Origin of the sequence: Cellulosimicrobium sp. E-16 (genome assembly GCF_049913115.1) — a bacterium.
Classification (GTDB): Bacteria; Actinomycetota; Actinomycetes; order Actinomycetales; family Cellulomonadaceae; genus Cellulosimicrobium.
The window spans coordinates 1,811,970-1,829,655 of record NZ_CP183974.1 but is presented as its reverse complement, the minus strand read 5'-3'; the positions used below and the strand labels follow the sequence as shown (position 1 = coordinate 1,829,655).

The 17,686-nt window shown below is 74.8% G+C and carries 14 protein-coding genes; 7 read left to right on the top strand and 7 right to left on the bottom strand.

What is annotated here, in order from left to right:
- Positions 1-417 (bottom strand): MGMT family protein, encoded by a 417-nt coding sequence (locus tag ACN9MS_RS07990; protein WP_426311441.1) that lies wholly within the window; start codon positions 415-417, stop codon positions 1-3.
- Positions 418-483: 66 nt separating this feature from the next.
- On the opposite strand from ACN9MS_RS07990, the gene ACN9MS_RS07985 reads away from it, so the two are divergent.
- A complete protein-coding gene (locus ACN9MS_RS07985) occupies positions 484-1,824 on the top strand; it encodes a GNAT family N-acetyltransferase (protein WP_426311440.1) in 1,341 nt (446 codons plus the stop codon).
- 3 nt (positions 1,825-1,827) lie between these two features.
- On the opposite strand, the gene ACN9MS_RS07980 is transcribed toward ACN9MS_RS07985, so the two are convergent.
- On the bottom strand, positions 1,828-2,859 hold the full coding sequence (locus ACN9MS_RS07980; RefSeq protein ID WP_426311439.1) for an Fpg/Nei family DNA glycosylase: 1,032 nt from the start codon (positions 2,857-2,859) through the stop codon (positions 1,828-1,830).
- A gap of 1 nt (position 2,860) precedes the next feature.
- Positions 2,861-3,322, bottom strand: a complete 462-nt coding sequence (locus ACN9MS_RS07975) for a ribose-5-phosphate isomerase (protein WP_047234459.1) — start codon at positions 3,320-3,322, stop codon at positions 2,861-2,863.
- Positions 3,323-3,382: 60 nt separating this feature from the next.
- Here ACN9MS_RS07975 and ACN9MS_RS07970 point away from each other — a divergent pair, with 60 nt between their 5' ends.
- A complete protein-coding gene (locus ACN9MS_RS07970; protein WP_426311438.1) occupies positions 3,383-5,446 on the top strand; it encodes a M13 family metallopeptidase in 2,064 nt (687 codons plus the stop codon).
- Between the two features lie 104 nt (positions 5,447-5,550).
- On the opposite strand, the gene ACN9MS_RS07965 is transcribed toward ACN9MS_RS07970, so the two are convergent.
- Complete coding sequence (locus ACN9MS_RS07965) at positions 5,551-6,717, bottom strand: hypothetical protein (protein ID WP_426311437.1); 1,167 nt, start codon at positions 6,715-6,717, stop codon at positions 5,551-5,553.
- 165 nt (positions 6,718-6,882) lie between these two features.
- Positions 6,883-7,434, bottom strand: a complete 552-nt coding sequence (locus tag ACN9MS_RS07960; protein WP_426311863.1) for a disulfide bond formation protein DsbA — start codon at positions 7,432-7,434, stop codon at positions 6,883-6,885.
- A gap of 327 nt (positions 7,435-7,761) precedes the next feature.
- Here ACN9MS_RS07960 and pepN point away from each other — a divergent pair, with 327 nt between their 5' ends.
- Positions 7,762-10,353 (top strand): aminopeptidase N, encoded by a 2,592-nt coding sequence (gene pepN / locus ACN9MS_RS07955; protein ID WP_426311436.1) that lies wholly within the window; start codon positions 7,762-7,764, stop codon positions 10,351-10,353.
- 104 nt (positions 10,354-10,457) lie between these two features.
- Here pepN and malQ read toward each other — a convergent pair whose 3' ends face one another.
- Positions 10,458-12,641, bottom strand: coding sequence for a 4-alpha-glucanotransferase (gene malQ / locus ACN9MS_RS07950; RefSeq protein ID WP_426311435.1), 2,184 nt, complete (start codon positions 12,639-12,641; stop codon positions 10,458-10,460).
- A gap of 90 nt (positions 12,642-12,731) precedes the next feature.
- Between malQ and ACN9MS_RS07945 the strand changes: the two genes are divergently transcribed.
- On the top strand, positions 12,732-13,856 hold the full coding sequence (locus ACN9MS_RS07945) for a mechanosensitive ion channel family protein (RefSeq protein WP_426311434.1): 1,125 nt from the start codon (positions 12,732-12,734) through the stop codon (positions 13,854-13,856).
- A 66-nt stretch (positions 13,857-13,922) separates the two neighbouring features.
- Here ACN9MS_RS07945 and ACN9MS_RS07940 read toward each other — a convergent pair whose 3' ends face one another.
- Positions 13,923-14,168 (bottom strand): glucose PTS transporter subunit EIIB, encoded by a 246-nt coding sequence (locus tag ACN9MS_RS07940; protein ID WP_024842193.1) that lies wholly within the window; start codon positions 14,166-14,168, stop codon positions 13,923-13,925.
- Positions 14,169-14,498: 330 nt separating this feature from the next.
- Between ACN9MS_RS07940 and ptsP the strand changes: the two genes are divergently transcribed.
- The 3 genes from ptsP (at position 14,499) to ACN9MS_RS07925 (ending at position 17,666) form a co-directional block, all read left to right on the top strand.
- Positions 14,499-16,115: a phosphoenolpyruvate--protein phosphotransferase gene (ptsP, locus tag ACN9MS_RS07935; RefSeq protein WP_426311862.1), complete on the top strand. Its 1,617-nt coding sequence runs from the start codon at positions 14,499-14,501 to the stop codon at positions 16,113-16,115.
- 173 nt (positions 16,116-16,288) lie between these two features.
- Entirely contained in the window at positions 16,289-16,675 is a 387-nt protein-coding gene (locus ACN9MS_RS07930; RefSeq protein ID WP_237843608.1) for a globin, read from the top strand.
- A 34-nt stretch (positions 16,676-16,709) separates the two neighbouring features.
- Positions 16,710-17,666 (top strand): acyl-CoA thioesterase, encoded by a 957-nt coding sequence (locus tag ACN9MS_RS07925; RefSeq protein ID WP_426311433.1) that lies wholly within the window; start codon positions 16,710-16,712, stop codon positions 17,664-17,666.
- The last annotated feature ends 20 nt before the right edge of the window (positions 17,667-17,686 follow it).

Here is a 17,686-nt window from a genome sequence, read left to right as displayed (position 1 = left end):
CTAACGGTCGGGGGTGTCGTCCTCGGGGAACCAGACCGCGCGGCGCAGGTCGACGCGGCGGCCGTCGCGCGACAGCGGGCACCCCTCGGCGCGCAGCTCGGTGAGCGCCGCGTCGAGGTGGTGCGCGGGCGGCGAGCCGGCCGCGTTGACGACACGCCACCACGGGACCGGCGCGCCGTCGTCGTCCACGCCGGACGACCCCGCGAGCACCTGCCCGACCTGTCGCGGGCCCCCGCGGTGCAGCGTCTCCGCGACGATCTCCGCGACGAGCCCGTACGTCATGGCGCGCGCCGGCGGGATGCGCCGGACGAGCGCGAGCACGGCGCCCGCGTACTCGGCGGCGAGCGCCGTGCGGTCCGTGCCGGCGTCGCCGACCCGGGTCCCGTCCTCGGTCGAGCCTCCCGTGCGTCGTGCCATGGGTCCCGACCCTAGCCGCCGCATTTGTCCTGGCGCGACGCGTGCCGAGCCAGGAGGATCGAGGCCATGAGCGACCACCGCCCCGCGCGACTCCCCGACGGCTACGAGCTCGTCCCTCTCTCGGCGTCCGACCTCCGCGACGTGCTGGAGCTCGACACCACGACGTTCCCGTCCCCGGTCGAGGTCGACGAGCTCGTCGACCTCCCGTTCCCGCTCACGTGGGAGCGCACGCTCGGCGTGACGGTCGAGCACGAGGACGACGACGCGCCGCCCGTCGACGGCGCGCGTCCCGTGCGTCGCGAGCTCGTCGGGATGCACGCCTCGTACCCGTTCGCGCGGTTCCCCGTCCCCGGGGCGACCGCCCCGGTCGCCGGTCTCACGTGGGTGGGCGTCCACCCCGGGCACCGCCGCCGCGGGATCCTCTCCGCCATGATCGACACGCACCTCGCGCGGTGCCGCGAGCGCGGCGAGCCCGTGTCGGCGCTCTTCGCCGCGGAGGCGGCCATCTACGGGCGCTTCGGCTACGGCAAGGCCGCGGACGACGTCCGCCTCACGGTCCCGCGCGGCGTCGCGCTGCGCGACGTCCCCGGCGCCGAGCGCCACACCGTGCGCATCGAGCGGGCCGACCGCGAGCGCCACGGCGCGCTCGTCGCCGCGCTCCACGAGCAGGTCGGCACCGACCCGACCGGTCAGGGTGCCGGGATCAACCGGCCCGGCTGGGCGACGCGGGAGACGCCCGAGCTCCAGGCCACGTTCTGGGACGACGCGAAGGTGTGGCGCAAGGACCGCGAGCCGACGCGCATCGCGATCGTCGAGCTCGACGGCGAGCCGCGCGGGTACGCGCGGTTCCACCGCAAGCTGTCCTGGGAGGTCACCGGGCCGCGCGGACCCGTGAGCACGGGCGAGGTCGTCGCGCTGGGCGCCGCGGCGGCACGCGCGCTGTGGGGCGTGCTCACCGACCTCGACCTCACGCACGAGGTGACGCCCTTCATGCTGCCGGTCGACGACGTCGTCACGAGCCTCCTCGTGGACCCGCGCTCCGCGTCGCCACGCCTCGCGGACAACCTCTGGGTGCGCGTCGTGGACGTCCCGGCCGCGCTCGCCGCGCGGCGCTACGCGGCGGACGTGGACGTGGTCCTGCACGTCACGGACGAGCGCCTGCCGCACAACGCGGGGCGCTGGCGGCTGCGTGCCGGGGCCTTCGGGGACGCGACGGCCGAGCGCACCGAGGACGCGGCGGACCTCTCGCTCGACGTGCGCGAGCTCGGCGCCGCGTATCTCGGCGGGACGTCGCTCGCGGCCCTCGGCGCCGCGGGTCTCGTCACCGAGCACTCCCCCGGCGCCCTCGCCCGCGCGGGCGCGGCGTTCGGCTGGCCCGTCGCCCCGGTGTGCAGCTGGGTCTTCTGAGGCTCACGCCTGGCAGACGCCGCACCAGTAGAGGTTGCGGCCGGCGAGCTCCTTGAGCAGCACGGGCGTGCCGCACACGCGGCACGGCAGCCCGTCGCGGTGGTAGACGTAGAACGCCTCGTCCGCCGGGACCGCGTCGGGCGCGTCGTCGGTGTTCTGCCGCACGCGGCGGCGCCCTGGCGGCGCCTCGTCGACGTCGGTCGCGGGGGCCGCGCCGTCGCGGTCCTCGGGCCGGGTCGTGACGATGGCGCCCGTCCGGGTGCCGTCGCGCATGAGCACGACGAGGTCGTCCCACAGGGCGCGCAGGTCCTCGGCGGGCACGTCGCGACCCGGGCGCATCGGGTCGAGCCGCGCGCGGAACAAGGACTCCGCGCGGTAGATGTTGCCGACGCCGGCGACGACGTCCTGGTTCATGAGGAGCAGCCCGACGGCGCTGCGCGAGCGCCCCACGGCGGCGACGAACTCCTCGCGCGGGTCGCCCTCGCCGGGAGCGGCGTCGCGGATCGGGTCGGGCCCGAGCCGGTCCTCGACGGCCCGCTTCTCCTCCCCCGTGACCACCTCGCACGCTGTCGGCCCGGTGAGGTCCGCGACGGCGTGCGACCCCACGAGCCGCACGCGCACCGCGCCGCGGGGCGGCGGGGGCGACCACGCGTCGTCGGGCCCGGGCTCGGGCGCACCCGGCCCCGCCGGGACCGTCTCGCGCTCCCCGATACGGCGCCGCGGGGCGCCGATCGCGTGCACGACGGCGGTGCTGCCGTCGCCCGCGAACGTCCAGGCGCCGTAGAGGCCGAGGTGGACGCGGAGCCAGCGCACGCCGTCGGGCCGCGCGGCGGTCCCCTGACCGAGGAGCGTCGGGTCGGCGAACCCGAGGAAGAGCTGCTTGCCCCACGCCTCGCTCGCGACGAGCACGTGCCCGTCGAGCACGGCCGCGCCCGCGGCGAACCGGCCCTGCGGGCTGGTCACCGCGAGCGTCTCGCCCGTGAAGAGCTCGCCGAACGCGCGGGCGAGCCGGTGGACGGTGTGCCCCTCCGGCACGTCAGGCGGAGGTGCCGCGCGTCGCCTCGTACGCCGCGAGCTGGTCGATCCGCCGCTGGTGGCGCGGGTCGCCGCTGAACGGCTCGGCGAGGAACGCGTCGACGAGCTCGACGGCCTCGTCGACCGAGTGCTGGCGTGCACCCACCGCGACGACGTTCGCGTCGTTGTGCTGGCGGCCGAGGCGTGCGGTCTCGAGGTTCCACGCGAGCGCGGCGCGGACGCCGACGACCTTGTTGGCCGCGATCTGCTCCCCGTTGCCCGATCCGCCGATCACGACGCCGAGCGAGCCCGGCTCGGCGGCGACCGCCTCGCCCGCCGCGAAGCAGAACGACGGGTAGTCGTCCTGCGCGTCGTAGGTGTGGGCCCCGTGGTCGACGACGTCGTGCCCCGCGGCCTCGAGGTGCTCGACGAGATGGGTCTTGAGCTCGTAGCCGGCGTGGTCCGCGGCGAGGTGAACGCGCATGGGCCCATCATGCCCCAGCAGGGCACCGGGACGTCGGGGGGAGGCCGTAGCCTGAGACGCATGACACAGACCTCCCCGACGTCCACGCCCGCGTCCTCGTCCGGCACCGTCGGCACCGTCGGCACCGAGCGCTCCGGCATCGACCTGGACGCGCTGGACCCCGTCGTCCGGCCGCAGGACGACCTGTACCGCCACGTCAACGGGCGCTGGCTCGCGACGCACGAGATCCCCGCCGACCGCGCCATGGACGGCGCGTTCCGCGCCCTGCACGACCAGGCCGAGGTCCACGTGCGCGAGATCATCACCGACCTCGGCGCACAGGTCGCCTCCGGCGCCGGGGACGTCGGCGCGGACGCCGCGAAGGTCGGCGCTCTCTACGCGAGCTTCATGGACACCGACCGGATCGAGGCGCTGGGCACGACCCCGCTCCAGACCGACCTCGCGCTGATCGCGGCCGCGACGACGCAGGCCGAGCTCACCGGCACGCTCGGCGCGCTCCAGCGCACCGGGGGCGCGGGCGCCGTCGGCTTCTGGGTGGACAACGACGCGAAGGACCCCGAGCGGTACGTCGCCTACCTCTTCCAGTCCGGGCTCGGGCTGCCCGACGAGGCGTACTACCGGGAGGACCAGTACGCGCCGGTGCGCGAGAAGTACGTGCCGCACGTCGCGCGCATGCTCGCCCTCGCGGGCGTCACCGCCGAGACGTGGGGCGCGGCCCCCGAGGACGCGGCCGTGCGGGTGCTGGCGCTCGAGACGAGGCTGGCTGCGAAGCACTGGGACGTCGTCCGCGACCGCGACGCCGACCTCACGTACAACCCCCGCACGCTCGCCGCGCTCGCCGACGAGGCGCCCGGGTTCGACTGGCGCGCGTGGGTCCTCGCGCTCGGCGCCCCGCAGGGCTCGCTGGACGACGTCGTCGTGCGCGAGCCGGACTTCGCGGCCGGCTTCGCGGAGCTCTGGGCGAGCGAGCCGCTCGAGGACTGGAAGCTCTGGATGGTGTACCACCTGGTCACCGCCCGCGCGCCGTACCTCACCGACGAGGTCGTCGAGGCCAACTTCGACTTCTACGGCCGCACGCTGTCGGGCGCGCAGGAGGTGCGCGAGCGCTGGAAGCGCGGCGTCTCCGTCGTCGAGGGCGCGCTCGGCGAGGCCGTGGGCGCGCAGTACGTGGCCCGGCACTTCCCGCCCGCGCACAAGGCGCGCATGGAGGAGCTCGTCGCCTACCTCGTCGCCGCGTACCGCGAGTCGATCACGACGCTCGAGTGGATGACGGACGAGACCAAGGAGAAGGCGCTCGCCAAGCTCGAGGCCTTCACCCCGAAGATCGGCTACCCGGTGAAGTGGCGCGACTACTCGGCGCTCGTCGTCGAGGCGGACGACCTCGTCGGCAACGTCCGCCGCGCCCACGCGTTCGAGCAGGACCGCGAGCTCGGCAAGATCGGCAAGCCGCTGGACCGCGACGAGTGGTTCATGACCCCGCAGACCGTCAACGCGTACTACAACCCGGGCATGAACGAGATCGTCTTCCCCGCCGCGATCCTCCAGCCCCCGTTCTTCGACCCCGAGGCCGAGGACGCGGTGAACTACGGCGGCATCGGCGCCGTGATCGGGCACGAGATCGGCCACGGCTTCGACGACCAGGGCTCCAAGTACGACGGCGCGGGCCGGCTCGAGGACTGGTGGACGACGACGGACCGCGAGGAGTTCGAGAAGCGCACCAAGGCGCTCATCGCCCAGTACGACGCGTTCCGCCCCGCCCAGCTCGGCGAGGACGGGCCGCACGTCAACGGCGCGCTGACGATCGGCGAGAACATCGGCGACCTCGGGGGCCTGTCGATCGCGCTCAAGGCCTACCGCATCGCGCTCGGCCGACCGCTCGACGAGGCGCCCGTCGTCGACGGGCTCACGGGGATCGAGCGCGTGTTCCTCGGCTGGGCGCAGGTCTGGCAGTCCAAGGGCCGGGACGAGGAGGTCGTGCGCCGCATCGCGACCGACCCGCACTCCCCCAACGAGTTCCGCTGCAACGGCGTGGTCCGCAACGTCGACGAGTTCTACGCCGCCTACGACGTGCAGCCGGGCGACGCCCTGTACCTCGCCCCTGAGGAGCGCGTGCGCATCTGGTGACGTGAGGAGCGCGAAGGGCCCGCGGCGGTACGCCCGCCGCGGGCCCTTCGTGCCTGCCGGGACCGCCCGGCTTCGCTCCGAGCGGCTCTCAGCCGCTCAGCCTCTCAGAGCGTCCGGATGCCGGCGCGGGCGATGGTGAAGCCCTTGCCCGTCGCGTCGTCGCGGCACGTCATGCCCGTCTCCGCGCTGTCGCACGTGAACGGGCCGACCGTCTTGGACGTGCCGTAGTCCAGGATCGCGGTGTCGCCCGGCGCGGGCTGAGGCTGCTCGGCCGCCGGGACGCAGGGCTGCTCGACGCTGCCGTCGGCGCCGAGGACGACCTTGTACCCGACCGTGCCGTCGCAGCCCGCCACGGGCGCCGGCTGGGTGCCGAGCTGGGCGATCACGCACGTCGCGCTGACGTCGGTGACCTCGCACGTGATGTTGCGCGACTCCGACGCGAACGTCTCGGACACGGTGGGCTCGGCCGGGGGCGCTTCCTCGGTCCCCTCCGTGGCGGTCGCAGACGGGGGCGGGGTCGCGCCGCCCGCGGGATCGCCGTCGTCCCCGCCCCCGAGGAGGGAGATCGCGAACACGATCGCGCCGATGACGAGCAGCGCGTCGACCACGATGAACGCGATCCACCCGGGGCTCAGCCGGTCCGACCTGCGGCCACCGCCGCCGGTGCTCCCACCGCGCCCGGCAGGGGGTCGGGGTGTCGCGCCCGACCCGCCCGCACCGGCCGCGGCAGCGGTCGGCGCGACCGACGCCGGCGGGTGGTAGGCGGGCTGAGGCTGCTGGGGCGCGGCCGAGGCGTAGCCCGCCGGCACCCCTGGCTCGTACCCGGGAGCCGCGTACGCGCTCGTCGGCGCGTAGCCGGTCGACGCGGCGTCCGCGGGCGCGTAGACCGGTCGGCTCGCGGCGGTCCCGACGGGAGCGGCGACACCGAACCCGTTCTGCTCGGTCGCGTAGCGCACCCGCTGCGGGGGCACCGGTGCGGGCACCGCGGGCTGGGCCGCGGTGGGGAGCTCCGTGATCGGCGTGACGTGCTGGACGGTCGTCGGCTGGAACGACGACGCGTCGACGGTCGGCTGCCCGTCCGCCGGCGTGGCGCGGGGCGCCTGGGCCGTCGGCCCGCTCGTGGGCGCGAACGACGGCGGCACGGCGGCCGCGGCGCCCGGCACCGGGCCGGCGAACGCCTGCGTCGGCTGGGCGTCGTCCCTCCCGACCGCGCGCCCCGGCGCGCCGCCAGGGGGCGGCGGCGGTGGTGGCACGGGTGCGTTCGGGGACATGCGGCTCCTCGCGGGCTCCTCGTCGGACTCACCCGGCAGGACCGGGCGGCGGGCGCTCCTGACACCGCCCGCAACCTGACGAAGCATGGCACGAGGCACCCGTGCGGGTCGAACCCCGCCGACGGCCGGACGGTCCCGTCGGCGGGGTCGCGGTGCCCGACCGGGTCAGTCGAAGACGGGCCCCTGGGTCCGCGTGCGCTTGAGCTCGAAGAAGCCGGGGGTGCTCGCGACGAGCACGCACCCGTCCCACAGCCGACCTGCGGCTTCGCCCTTCGGGGCGGGCGTCACGACCGGGCCGAAGAACGCGGTGTCGCCGAACGCGACGACCGGGGTGCCGACGTCCTCGCCGACGCGCCCGATCCCCTCGGCGTGCGACGCGCGGAGCTGCTCGTCGTAGGCGTCGGAGCCCGCGGCCTCCGCGAGCGACGCGGGCAGGCCCACCTCCGCGAGCGCCTCGAGCAGCACCGCGTCGTAGTCCGTGCGGCCGCCCGGGTGCAGGCGCGTCCCGATCGCGTCGTAGAGCGGCTTGACGACCTCCTCGCCGTGCTCGACGCGCGCGGCGGTGACCACGCGCACCGGGCCCCACGCCTTCTCCATGAGCTCGCGGTACTCCTCCGGCAGGTCCCGGCCGTCGTTGAGCACGGCGAGGCTCATGACGTGCCAGCGGACGGTGACGTCGCGAACCTGCTCGACCTCGCCCATCCAGCGGCTCGTCATCCATGCCCACGGGCACACGGGGTCGAACCAGAAGTCGGCGACGCGCACGGCGTCCTCGGTCGCGGTGGTGCCGGACGTCGCGGTGAGGGTCACGGGTCGGGTCTCCTTCGTCGTGGGTGGCGCCCGGTGGACCCGGGTCGCCGGAGTGGCAGGGCGGCGCGCGCGGACGGCCGACGCCGTCGCCCACCCAGTCTCGACACCGGGCGGCCGCAGCGTATTCCCGGAAGGTATTCCCGGGGGCGGGCGCGGGCGCCCGTGGGATGATCGTCCGTGGCCCACAGGCCGCCGTCGAGGCCGCCCGGCCCGACCCGAGACCGAGGAGATGCAGTGCCCGGAGAGAACCTCACCCGCGCCGAGGCGAGCGAGCGCGCGGCGATCGTCGACGTCCAGTCCTACGAGGTCGACCTCGACCTCACGACGGGGGCGACGACGTTCGCGTCGACGACCGTGGTGCGGTTCACCGCGACCGAGGGGGCGAGCACCTTCGTCGACCTCGTCGCCCCGACCGTGCGCGAGGTCGTGCTCAACGGGCGCTCCCTCGATCCGGCAGAGGTCTTCGCGGACTCACGCATCGCGCTCGAGGGCCTGGCGGCCGACAACGAGCTGCGCGTCGTCGCCGACTGCGCGTACACGAACACCGGCGAGGGGCTGCACCGGTTCGTCGACCCGGTCGACGGCGAGGTCTACCTCTACACCCAGTTCGAGGTCCCCGACTCGCGCCGCGTGTTCGCCGTCTTCGAGCAGCCCGACCTCAAGGCGACGTTCGCGTTCACGGTCGCCGCCCCCGCGGCGTGGGAGGTCGTGAGCAACCAGCCGACGCCGGCGCCCGAGGCGCTCGGCACGAAGGCCGACCCGACGGGCACCGGCGTCGGCGACGTCGAGGTCGCGCGGTGGGCGTTCGAGCCGACGCCGCGCATCTCCTCCTACATCACCGCGCTCGTCGCGGGCCCGTACGTCGTCGAGCGCAGCGAGCTCACGTCGTCGGACGGCCGCACCATCCCGCTCGGGGTCTTCTGCCGCGCCTCGCTCGCGGACCACATGGACGCCGACTACGTCTTCGACAAGACGCGCGAGGGCTTCACGTTCTTCGAGGCCGCGTTCGAGCACCCGTACCCGTTCGACAAGTACGACCAGCTCTTCGTGCCCGAGTACAACATGGGCGCCATGGAGAACGCGGGGTGCGTGACGTTCACCGAGACCTACGTGTTCCGCTCCAAGGTCACGGACGCCGTCAAGGAGCGCCGCGTCGTGACGATCCTGCACGAGCTCGCCCACATGTGGTTCGGCGATCTCGTCACCATGAAGTGGTGGAACGACCTCTGGCTCAACGAGTCGTTCGCCGAGTACGCCTCCACCCTCGCGACCGCCGAGGCCACCGAGTGGCACGAGGCCTGGACGACGTTCGCCGCGATGGAGAAGTCGTGGGCGTACCGCCAGGACCAGCTCCCCTCGACGCACCCGATCGTCGCGACGATCAACGACCTCGAGGACGTCTTCGTCAACTTCGACGGCATCACCTACGCCAAGGGCGCGTCGGTGCTCAAGCAGCTCGTCGCGTGGGTCGGCAAGGAGCAGTTCCTCGCGGGCGTCGCCGCCTACTTCCGCAAGCACGCATGGGGCAACACCGAGCTGCGCGACCTGCTCGTCGAGCTCGAGGCCACGAGCGGGCGCGACCTCACGCAGTGGTCGGCGCTGTGGCTCGAGACCGCCGGCGTGAACACGCTGCGCCCCGAGTTCGAGCTCGACGCGCACGGGCGCTTCACGACGTTCGCCGTCCTGCAGTCGGCCGCCGCGGACCACCCGACGCTGCGTCCCCACCGTCTCGGCATCGGCCTCTACGACGTGCAGGACGTCGACGGCGGACAGGTCCTGTCCCGGGTCCACCGCGTCGAGGTCGACGTCGACGGCGCCCGCACCGAGATCCCCGAGCTCCTCGGGCTCGACCGTCCGCAGCTCGTCCTGCTCAACGACGACGACCTCGCCTACGCGAAGATCCGCCTCGACGACGCGTCGCTCCAGGTCGCGACCGAGCACCTCGCCGACCTGTCGGACCCGCTGGCCCGCTCTCTCGTCTGGGGTTCCGCGTGGGACGCGACGCGCGACGGCGAGACCCCGGCGAGCGACTACGTCCGCCTCGTGCTCGGCAACATCGCGCGCGAGACCGAGTCGACGACGATCCGCACGACGCTCAACCAGCTCGCGCTCGCCGCGAAGACGTACGTCGCGCCGGAGCGCCGGGACGAGACCCTCGCGCACGTCGGGGACGTGCTCTGGTCGCTCGCGCAGGGCGCCGCCTCGGGCTCCGACCTGCAGTTCCAGCTCGTGAAGTTCTTCGCGCACCTCGCCTCCACCCCCGCGCACGGCGGGGCGCTGCGGTCGCTGCTCGACGGCTCGGCCGCCCTCGACGGGCTCGAGATCGACACCGACCTGCGCTGGGAGATCCTCGAGGGCCTGGTCCTGCTCGACCTCGCGGACGACGCGGAGATCGAGGCGACCCTCGCCGCCGACTCGACCGCGACCGGCCAGCAGTCCGCCGCCCGCGCCCGTGCGACGGTGCCCACCGCCGAGGCGAAGCGCGCGGCGTTCGACCGCCTCGTCGGCTCGGACGACGCGCCCAACGCGATCGTCCGCGCCACGACGCTCGGCTTCCAGCACGTCAACGACCCCGAGTCGCTCGCGCCCCTCGTGGGCGCGTACTTCGACGCGCTGCTGCCGCTGTGGGACCAGCGGTCGTACCACATCGCCGAGGCGCTGGTCACCGGGCTCTACCCGGCGCCGCTCGCGAGCACCGTCCTGCGCGACGCGACGCAGGAGTGGCTCGACGCCAACTCCGACGCCGCCCCTGCGCTGCGCCGCCTGGTCGTCGAGAACCTCGCCGGCATCGAGCGCGCCCTCACCGCGCAGGCCGCCGACGCCTGACGCACCATCGACGAACGCCGGGCCGCTCTGCACGAGGGAGCGGCCCGGCGTTCGTCGTCCCGCCCGTCCGCGACCAGGCGGAACCGGCACGTCGACCAGGCGGGTCAGAGGGCGTCGTTCATCGCCTTCGCGAGGGAGCGCAGGCGGGCGGAGTCGAAGAGGTCCTCCAGCAGGACGACGTTGCCCGACGAGTCGCCGAGCGGCACCTTCCAGTTGGGGTACTCCTGGTCCGTGCCGGGCTGGTTCTGCGAGCGGCGCTCCCCCACGGCGTCGGCGAGCGAGACGCCGAGCAGGACGGCGGGCGTGCTGCGGATCAGGCGGTGCAGGGCCTCCACGAGCTCGCGCTCGGACGGGTCGTCGCCGACGAGCCCGCGCTCGCGCAGGAACGCGACCATGGCGTCGCGCTCGGCACGGGCGGCGCGACGCACGTCGGCGACGTCCTCGGTGAGGACGCCGAGCCGGTCGCGCAGCTCGACGTGCTCGCCCGCGAGGTAGCCGGCGGACGGCGGCAGGTCGTGGGTCGTCACGGTGGCGAGCGCGAGCCGGCGGTAGTCCTCCGGGGGCAGGGGCGTGCCGTCGCCCGTCTTCTCGAACCAGAGCACGGACGTGCCGAGCACGCCGCGGTCGGCGAGGTAGTCACGCACCCAGGGCTCGAACACGCCGAGGTCCTCGCCGATGACGATCGCCCCCGCGCGGTGGGCCTCGAGGCAGAGGATGCCGACGAGGGCCTCGTGGTCGTAGCGGACGTAGGCGCCGGCGTCGGCGCGCGCGCCGCCCGGGATCCACCACAGGCGGAAGAGCCCGATGACGTGGTCGATGCGGATCGCGCCCGCGTGGCGCAGCACGGTCCGCAGCATGTCCCGGTAGGGCGCGTACCCGGCGCGGGCGAGCGCGCGCGGGTGCCAGGGCGGCTGGGACCAGTTCTGGCCCTGCTGGTTGTACATGTCCGGCGGCGCGCCGACGGAGACCCCGGTGGCGAGCACGCCGCGGTGCGCCCAGACGTCGGCGCCCTCGGGGTGCACCCCGACCGCGAGGTCGTGCATGATCCCGACGGACATGCCCGCCTCGCGCGCGGTGCGCTGGGCGGCCCGGAGCTGCTCGTCGGCGACCCACTGGAGCCAGCAGTAGAACTCGACCCGGTCGGCGAGCTGGTCCCGGAGGGCCAAGACGGTCGGCCCGTGCGGGTCGTACGCGCCGGGCGGCCAGTCGCGGTCGCCGTAGTGGTCGGCGAGCGCGCACCACGTCGCGAAGTCCTCGAGGCCCCGCCCCTGCTCGGCACGGAACGCGTCGAGCGACGCCTGTCGCGCGGTCGAGCGCGGCGCCGCGAAGACGACCTCGAGCGCGGCCTTCTTGGCGTCCCACGCGGCGTCGCGGTCGATCGGTCCGGGGTCGGTGTCGAGGTCGCGCACGGGGTCGAACGCCCACTCGACGAGCGAGCGGTCCGCGGCGGACAGGTACCCCGTCTCGCGGATGTCCTCGACACGGACGTAGAGCGGGTTGACGAAGCGCCTGCTCGTCGGCAGGTAGGGCGACGGCGTCATCGGCGTGCGCGGCTCGGCGGCGTGCAGCGGGTTGACGAGCACGAAGTCGGCCCCGGCCTCGCGCGCGGACAGCCAGGCGAGGTCGGCGAGGTCGGAGAGGTCACCGACACCCCAGGAGGCGCGCGAGCGCACCGAGTAGAGCTGGGCCATGAAGCCCCAGGCGCGCCGCTCGAGGACCGCGGCGGGGAGCTCGAGGCGCTGCGGCGTCACGACGAGCGTCGCGCGGGCCTGCGTCCCGTCGCTCTCGGCGTGCAGGTCGTGCCACCCGAGGGGCAGGTCGGCGGGCACCTCGAACGTCGCGCGCCCCACGCGTCGGCCGTCGACCGTGCGCGGCTCGACGAACACGTCGAGCTGGCCGAGGTCGCGGCGCCCGCGTGCGGCCTGTGCCGTGTGCTGCCCGGCCGGCCGGGCGCCGTGGCGCGACGGCTCGGCCTCGAGCTCCACCCACACCTCGACGGCGGACCCGTCGGCGACGTGCACGGGGAGCGGGACGGCGTCGCCCTGCCGCACGACGACGGTCGGCGGCAGCATCTGGCGCCACGCGTCGTCGCGCGAGTGCTCGAGGCTCACCGCCACCTTCTCGGGCGACGAGGCGGGGACACCGAGGGCCTCGAGCACGGCGACGAGCGTCGAGGCGCGGACCTGGCGGCGCGACCCGTCGAAGTCCCAGAAGTCGGACGCGACACCGTGGGCGTCGGCCAGCTGCACCAACGGCTCGGGCAGGTCCGTCTGCGGGGGTTCGCTCACGCCTGCATCCTGCCAGAACGCGGGCCCGCGAGCAGCGCGTTCGCCCGGCGCGCCCAGGGACCGCCCACCTGTCCCAGGTACCCTGCGCTCATGTCCCACCCCCTTCTCGCCCCCGTCCTGCGCCTGCCCGCGGACGTCCCGGAAGAGGTCCGCAACGGCTTCGACCCCAGCAACCCCGACGACTGGTTCGAGTGGTTCGTCGGGGTCCCGCTACGGGTCCTCCTCATCATCGGTATCGGAGCGATCGCGCTCGCGCTCGTGCGCCGCCTCATCCGCAGGATCACCGAGCACATCGCCGACGGGACGCCCGCCCTGCGCAGCAAGCGCCTGCGGGGTGTGGCCGAGTCCGGGGTCGGCAGCGTCCTGCTGCGCGCGAACCCGCTCGCGTCCGCGCGACGGGCCCAGCGCGCGCGGACGGTGGGCTCGGTGCTGCGGTCCGTCGCCAACATCGTCATCGGGGCGACGATCGTGCTCCTCGTGCTCACGGAGCTGGGCGTGAACATCGCGCCGTTCCTCGCCTCGGCAGGCATCGCGGGCGTCGCGCTCGGCTTCGGCGCGCAGAGCCTCGTCAAGGACTTCCTGTCCGGGACGTTCATGCTGCTCGAGGACCAGTACGGCGTCGGCGACACCGTCGACTTCGGCGAGGTGACGGGCACCGTCGAGGAGGTCGCGCTGCGCGTCACGAAGGTGCGCGACGGCAACGGGACCCTGTGGTTCGTGCGCAACGGGGAGATCCTGCGCACGGGGAACAAGACCCAGGAGTGGGGCCGCGCCGTGGTCGATGTGCGCGTCGCGTACTGGGCGGACGTCGAGGCGGTGCGCGCGGCGCTGCTCGCCGCGGCCGAGGACGTCGGGGCCGACCCCGTGCTCGGCACGTACTTCCTGGAGCCGCCGGAGGTCACGGGCATCGAGTCGATGACGGCGGAGGCGCTGCTGCTCAAGGTGCAGGTCAAGACGCAGGCCGCGATGCAGTGGGAGGTGGCGCGCGCCCTGCGCACCCGCGTCCGGCAGGGGTTGTCCGACGCGCGGATCCCCCTCGCGGGGGCGCAGCAGGTGGTCGTCCTCGACCACTCACCGTCCGTGCCGGACGACCGGCCCGACGACGGTGCCGGCACCTCGGGGCGGGACGAGCAGGCGGCGCGCGGCCGGCGCGGTGCCGCGGCGGCGTCCGTCGTGCAGGACCGCACCGGGGGCGCGGCCGGGCCGACCGCCTGAGCCGGGTGGCGCCGTCGGGCACGCGGACCGACGGCGCCGGCCCTCCGCGCCGGAGGGCCGCAGGGGTCAGCGCAGGCCGTCGAGCTCCGCGGCGAGGTTGTCGGCCTCCGGGCCGACGATGACCTGGACGACGCGGCCCGAGCGCACGACGCCGAACGCGCCGGTCGCCTTGAGGCGCGCCTCGTCGACGAGCTGCGGGTCGGTCACCTCGACGCGCAGGCGGGTGATGCACGGTTCCAGGTCGACCACGTTGCCCTGCCCCCCGAGGGCTTCGAGGATCTGCTGTGCCTTCTGGTCCGAGGGGGTGCTCATCGAAAGTGTCTCCTGAGGCGAGTCGCGGGTGGGATCCGCGCGCGGGATCCGGGGTGTCGGGGTGCCGTGCACCTGGGATCAGCCTAGTCTCCTCGCGAGGTTGTCACCGGATCGACGCGGGCCCGCAACCACGGCGCAACAGACGTGTGCCGAGCGCGTGCGACGGTCGGGACGGTGGCGGGCACGCGTGCGCACCGGCCCGGGCACCCGGGTCGCACGCCCGAGACGGACAGGAGCGAGGTCGTGACGGGCGGAGTTCAGGACGAGGCACGGCAGGTCATCACGGGCATCGGCGTGTGCCCCGGGACGGTGGTCGGGCCGGTGGTGCTCATGCCGGAGCCGATCGCGGAGCCCGCGCCCGGGCTGCGGATGGGTCCGCGCGAGGACCACGAGGCGCAGGCCCGGCGCGTCGACGCCGCGGCCGCGCAGGTCGCCGGCGACCTCCAGCGCGCCGCGGACGCCGCCGACGGCGAGACGCGCGACGTGCTCGAGGCGACGGCGGCGATGGCGAGCGACCCCACCCTGGCCGCCGACGCGCGACGCCGCGTCCTCGAGGAGCACCTGGTGCCCGAGCGCGCGGTGTGGGAGGCCGCGGAGGAGGTCGTGCGGCAGTTCACGGAGCTCGGCGGGTACTTCGCCGAGCGTGCCCGCGACGTCGCCGACGTGCGCGACCGGCTCGTCGCGGCGCTCACGGACCGCCCCGCGCCCGGTGTGCCCGAGCACACGGAGCCGTTCGTGCTCGTGGCGCCCGACCTCGCGCCGTCGGCCACCGCCGCCCTCGACCCCGCGCGCGTGCTCGCGATCGTCACCGACGGCGCCGGGCCGACCTCGCACACCGCGATCGTGGCGAACGCCAAGGGCATCCCCGCGGTCGTCGCGGCGACCGGGGCGAGCGCCGCGCTCGCTCCCGAGGACGTCGTCCTCGTCGACGGCGCCGCCGGAACGGTGGTCGTGCACCCGTCCGAGGAGCAGGTCGCCGCGGCGCGGGCGCGCTCGCTGCAGGTGCGCACGTTCGACGGCACGGGCCGCACGCGCGACGGGCACCGCGTCCAGCTCCTCGCGAACGTCGGCGACCCCGCGGGCGCGGCGCCCGCGGCCGCGGCGGGCGCGGAGGGTGTGGGGCTGTTCCGCTCCGAGTTCTGCTTCCTCGACCGCGAGCAGCCCCCGACCGTGGAGGAGCAGGTGACGGCCTACCGCACGGTGTTCCGCGAGTTCGGCGGGCGCAAGGTCGTCATCCGGACGCTCGACTCGGGGGCGGACAAGCCGCTGCACTTCCTCACCGTCGACGACGAGGAGAACCCGGCGCTCGGCGTGCGCGGGCTGCGCACGGCCGCGCGCTGGCCGGAGCTGCTCGAGCAGCAGCTCGATGCGATCGCGCAGGCCGCCGCCGCGGAGGAGGCTGAGGTGTGGGTCATGGCGCCGATGGTCTCGACCGTGGGCGAGACCGAGTGGTTCGTCGAGCGCTGCCGGGCCCACGGCCTCGACGTCGCGGGCGTCATGGTCGAGGTCCCGAGCGCCGCGCTGCTCTCCGGGCCGATCCTCGCTCGCGCGGCGTTCGCGTCGATCGGCACGAACGACCTCACGCAGTACACGATGGCCGCCGACCGTCTCCTGGGCTCGCTCGCCGAGCTGAGCGACCCGTGGCAGCCGGCGGTGCTGCGGCTCGTCGAGGCGACGTGCGCCGGCGGCGCGCAGCAGGGCCGGCCCGTGGGCGTGTGCGGCGAGGCGGCCTCGCAGCCCGTGCTCGCCGTCGTGCTCGTGGGGCTCGGGGTGTCGTCGCTGTCCATGACGGCCCGGGCGATCCCGGACGTCGCCGCGCTCCTGCGCGAGGTGGACCTCGACGAGTGCCGACGGCTCGCGCGGCTCGCGGTCGAGGCGGAGAGCGCGGCGGAGGCCCGCGCCGTCGTCCGCGAGAACCTGCCGGTGCTCGCCGGGCTCGGCCTCTGACGTTCGCCGGCGCGCTCTGTGACGTGCGTCCGGGTCGTCGGGCTTGTCCCGGCCGGCGACGACGTCGGTGCGATGATGGGCCGGTGACGACCGAGCCCAGCCCCCGCACGACGCTGCCCGTCGCCGGCCTGTCGAACGGCACGACGACCGGACCCGCGACCGATGCCGCGCCGGTGCGCCCGAGCCGCACGTTCTACGACGAGGTCGGCGGTCACGAGACGTTCGTGCGCCTCGTCGACGCGTTCTACGAAGGCGTCGCCGACGACCCGGTCATGCGCCCGATGTATCCGGAGCAGGATCTCGGCCCGGCGCGCTGGCGCCTCACGGCGTTCCTCGAGCAGTACTGGGGCGGCCCGACGACGTACAGCGAGCAGCGCGGGCACCCGCGCCTGCGGATGCGGCACGCGCCGTTCAAGGTCAACCCCGAGGCGCGGGACCGCTGGCTCGCGCACATGCGCGCCGCGGTCGACACCCTCGACCTGCCGCCGATCCAGGAGGCGACGCTGTGGGACTATCTGGAGCGCGCGGCGCACTCGCTCCTCAACACTTTCGAGGACTGACCGACCCGCCGCCCGAGCGAAGGAGCCCCCACCCGTGACCCCCGAGCCCACGCCGCCGTCGACCTCCTCGGCCTCCCCCGGCCCGACGTCGGACGCCGCCCCGCGCGAGCAGGTCCCCAACCCGCTGAGCCACCTCCTCGACGTGCTGCGCCTCGAGCGCGTCGGCGACGGCGACGGGTCGGCCGCCGACCCCGAGCACTTCCGCGGCGAGAGCGTGCACCAGCCGACGGGCCGGGTCTACGGCGGCCAGGTGCTCGCGCAGGCCGTCCTCGCCGCGGGGCGCACCGTCCCCGAGGGTCGGCTCCCCCACTCGCTGCACGGCTACTTCCTGCGGCCCGGCGGTCTCGACGTGCCGATCGACTTCGCCGTCGAGCGGCTGCGCGACGGGCGCTCGTTCAGCGCGCGCCGCACGCACGCGATCCAGCACGGCAAGCCGATCCTGTCGATGATCGCCTCGTTCCAGGAGGACCAGGGCGGCATCGAGCACTCGTCGCCGATGCCCGACGCCCCCGCCCCGGAGGAGGTGCCGTCCGCGCTCGACGTGCTCGGCGGCATCGACCACCCGATCGCGCGCTTCTGGTCGCACCACTCGGCGTTCGAGCTGCGGCACGTGGGCGGCTCGCTCTACCTCGGTCCCGACCACGCGCCCAAGGACCACCAGATGGTGTGGATGCGGGCGCGCGGCGACGTCGGGGACGACCAGCTGCTGCACCGCGCGCTCATGGCGTACGCGTGCGACCAGGTGATGCTCGAGCCGATCCTGCGGCAGTCGGGCACGAGCTGGGTCACGCCCGACCTGTCGATCGCGAGCCTCGACCACGCGATGTGGTGGCACCGCGACGCGCGCGTCGACGACTGGCTGCTCTACGTGCAGTCGGCGTCGAGCGCGCAGGGCGGCCGCGGGCTCGGCGCGGCGCGCGTGTTCGCGCAGGACGGGACGCTCGTCGCGTCCATCGCGCAGGAGGGCATGGTCCGCCTCCCGGCGCTGTGAGCGCCGGGAGGCGGACCTCC

Excerpts from the sequence above, each read along its gene's own strand:
- ACN9MS_RS07975 (WP_047234459.1), bottom strand. The coding sequence starts at position 3,322 with ATGCGCGTTCACCTCGCCGCGGACCACGCCGGCTACGAGCTCAAGACC.
- ptsP (WP_426311862.1), top strand. The coding sequence starts at position 14,499 with ATGCCGGAGCCGATCGCGGAGCCCGCGCCCGGGCTGCGGATGGGTCCG.
- ACN9MS_RS07990 (WP_426311441.1), bottom strand. The coding sequence starts at position 417 with ATGGCACGACGCACGGGAGGCTCGACCGAGGACGGGACCCGGGTCGGC.
- ACN9MS_RS07960 (WP_426311863.1), bottom strand. The coding sequence starts at position 7,434 with ATGACGAGCCGCTGGATGGGCGAGGTCGAGCAGGTTCGCGACGTCACC.
- ACN9MS_RS07970 (WP_426311438.1), top strand. The coding sequence starts at position 3,383 with ATGACACAGACCTCCCCGACGTCCACGCCCGCGTCCTCGTCCGGCACC.
- ACN9MS_RS07985 (WP_426311440.1), top strand. The coding sequence starts at position 484 with ATGAGCGACCACCGCCCCGCGCGACTCCCCGACGGCTACGAGCTCGTC.
- ACN9MS_RS07940 (WP_024842193.1), bottom strand. The coding sequence starts at position 14,168 with ATGAGCACCCCCTCGGACCAGAAGGCACAGCAGATCCTCGAAGCCCTC.
- ACN9MS_RS07945 (WP_426311434.1), top strand. The coding sequence starts at position 12,732 with ATGTCCCACCCCCTTCTCGCCCCCGTCCTGCGCCTGCCCGCGGACGTC.
- ACN9MS_RS07965 (WP_426311437.1), bottom strand. The coding sequence starts at position 6,717 with ATGTCCCCGAACGCACCCGTGCCACCACCGCCGCCGCCCCCTGGCGGC.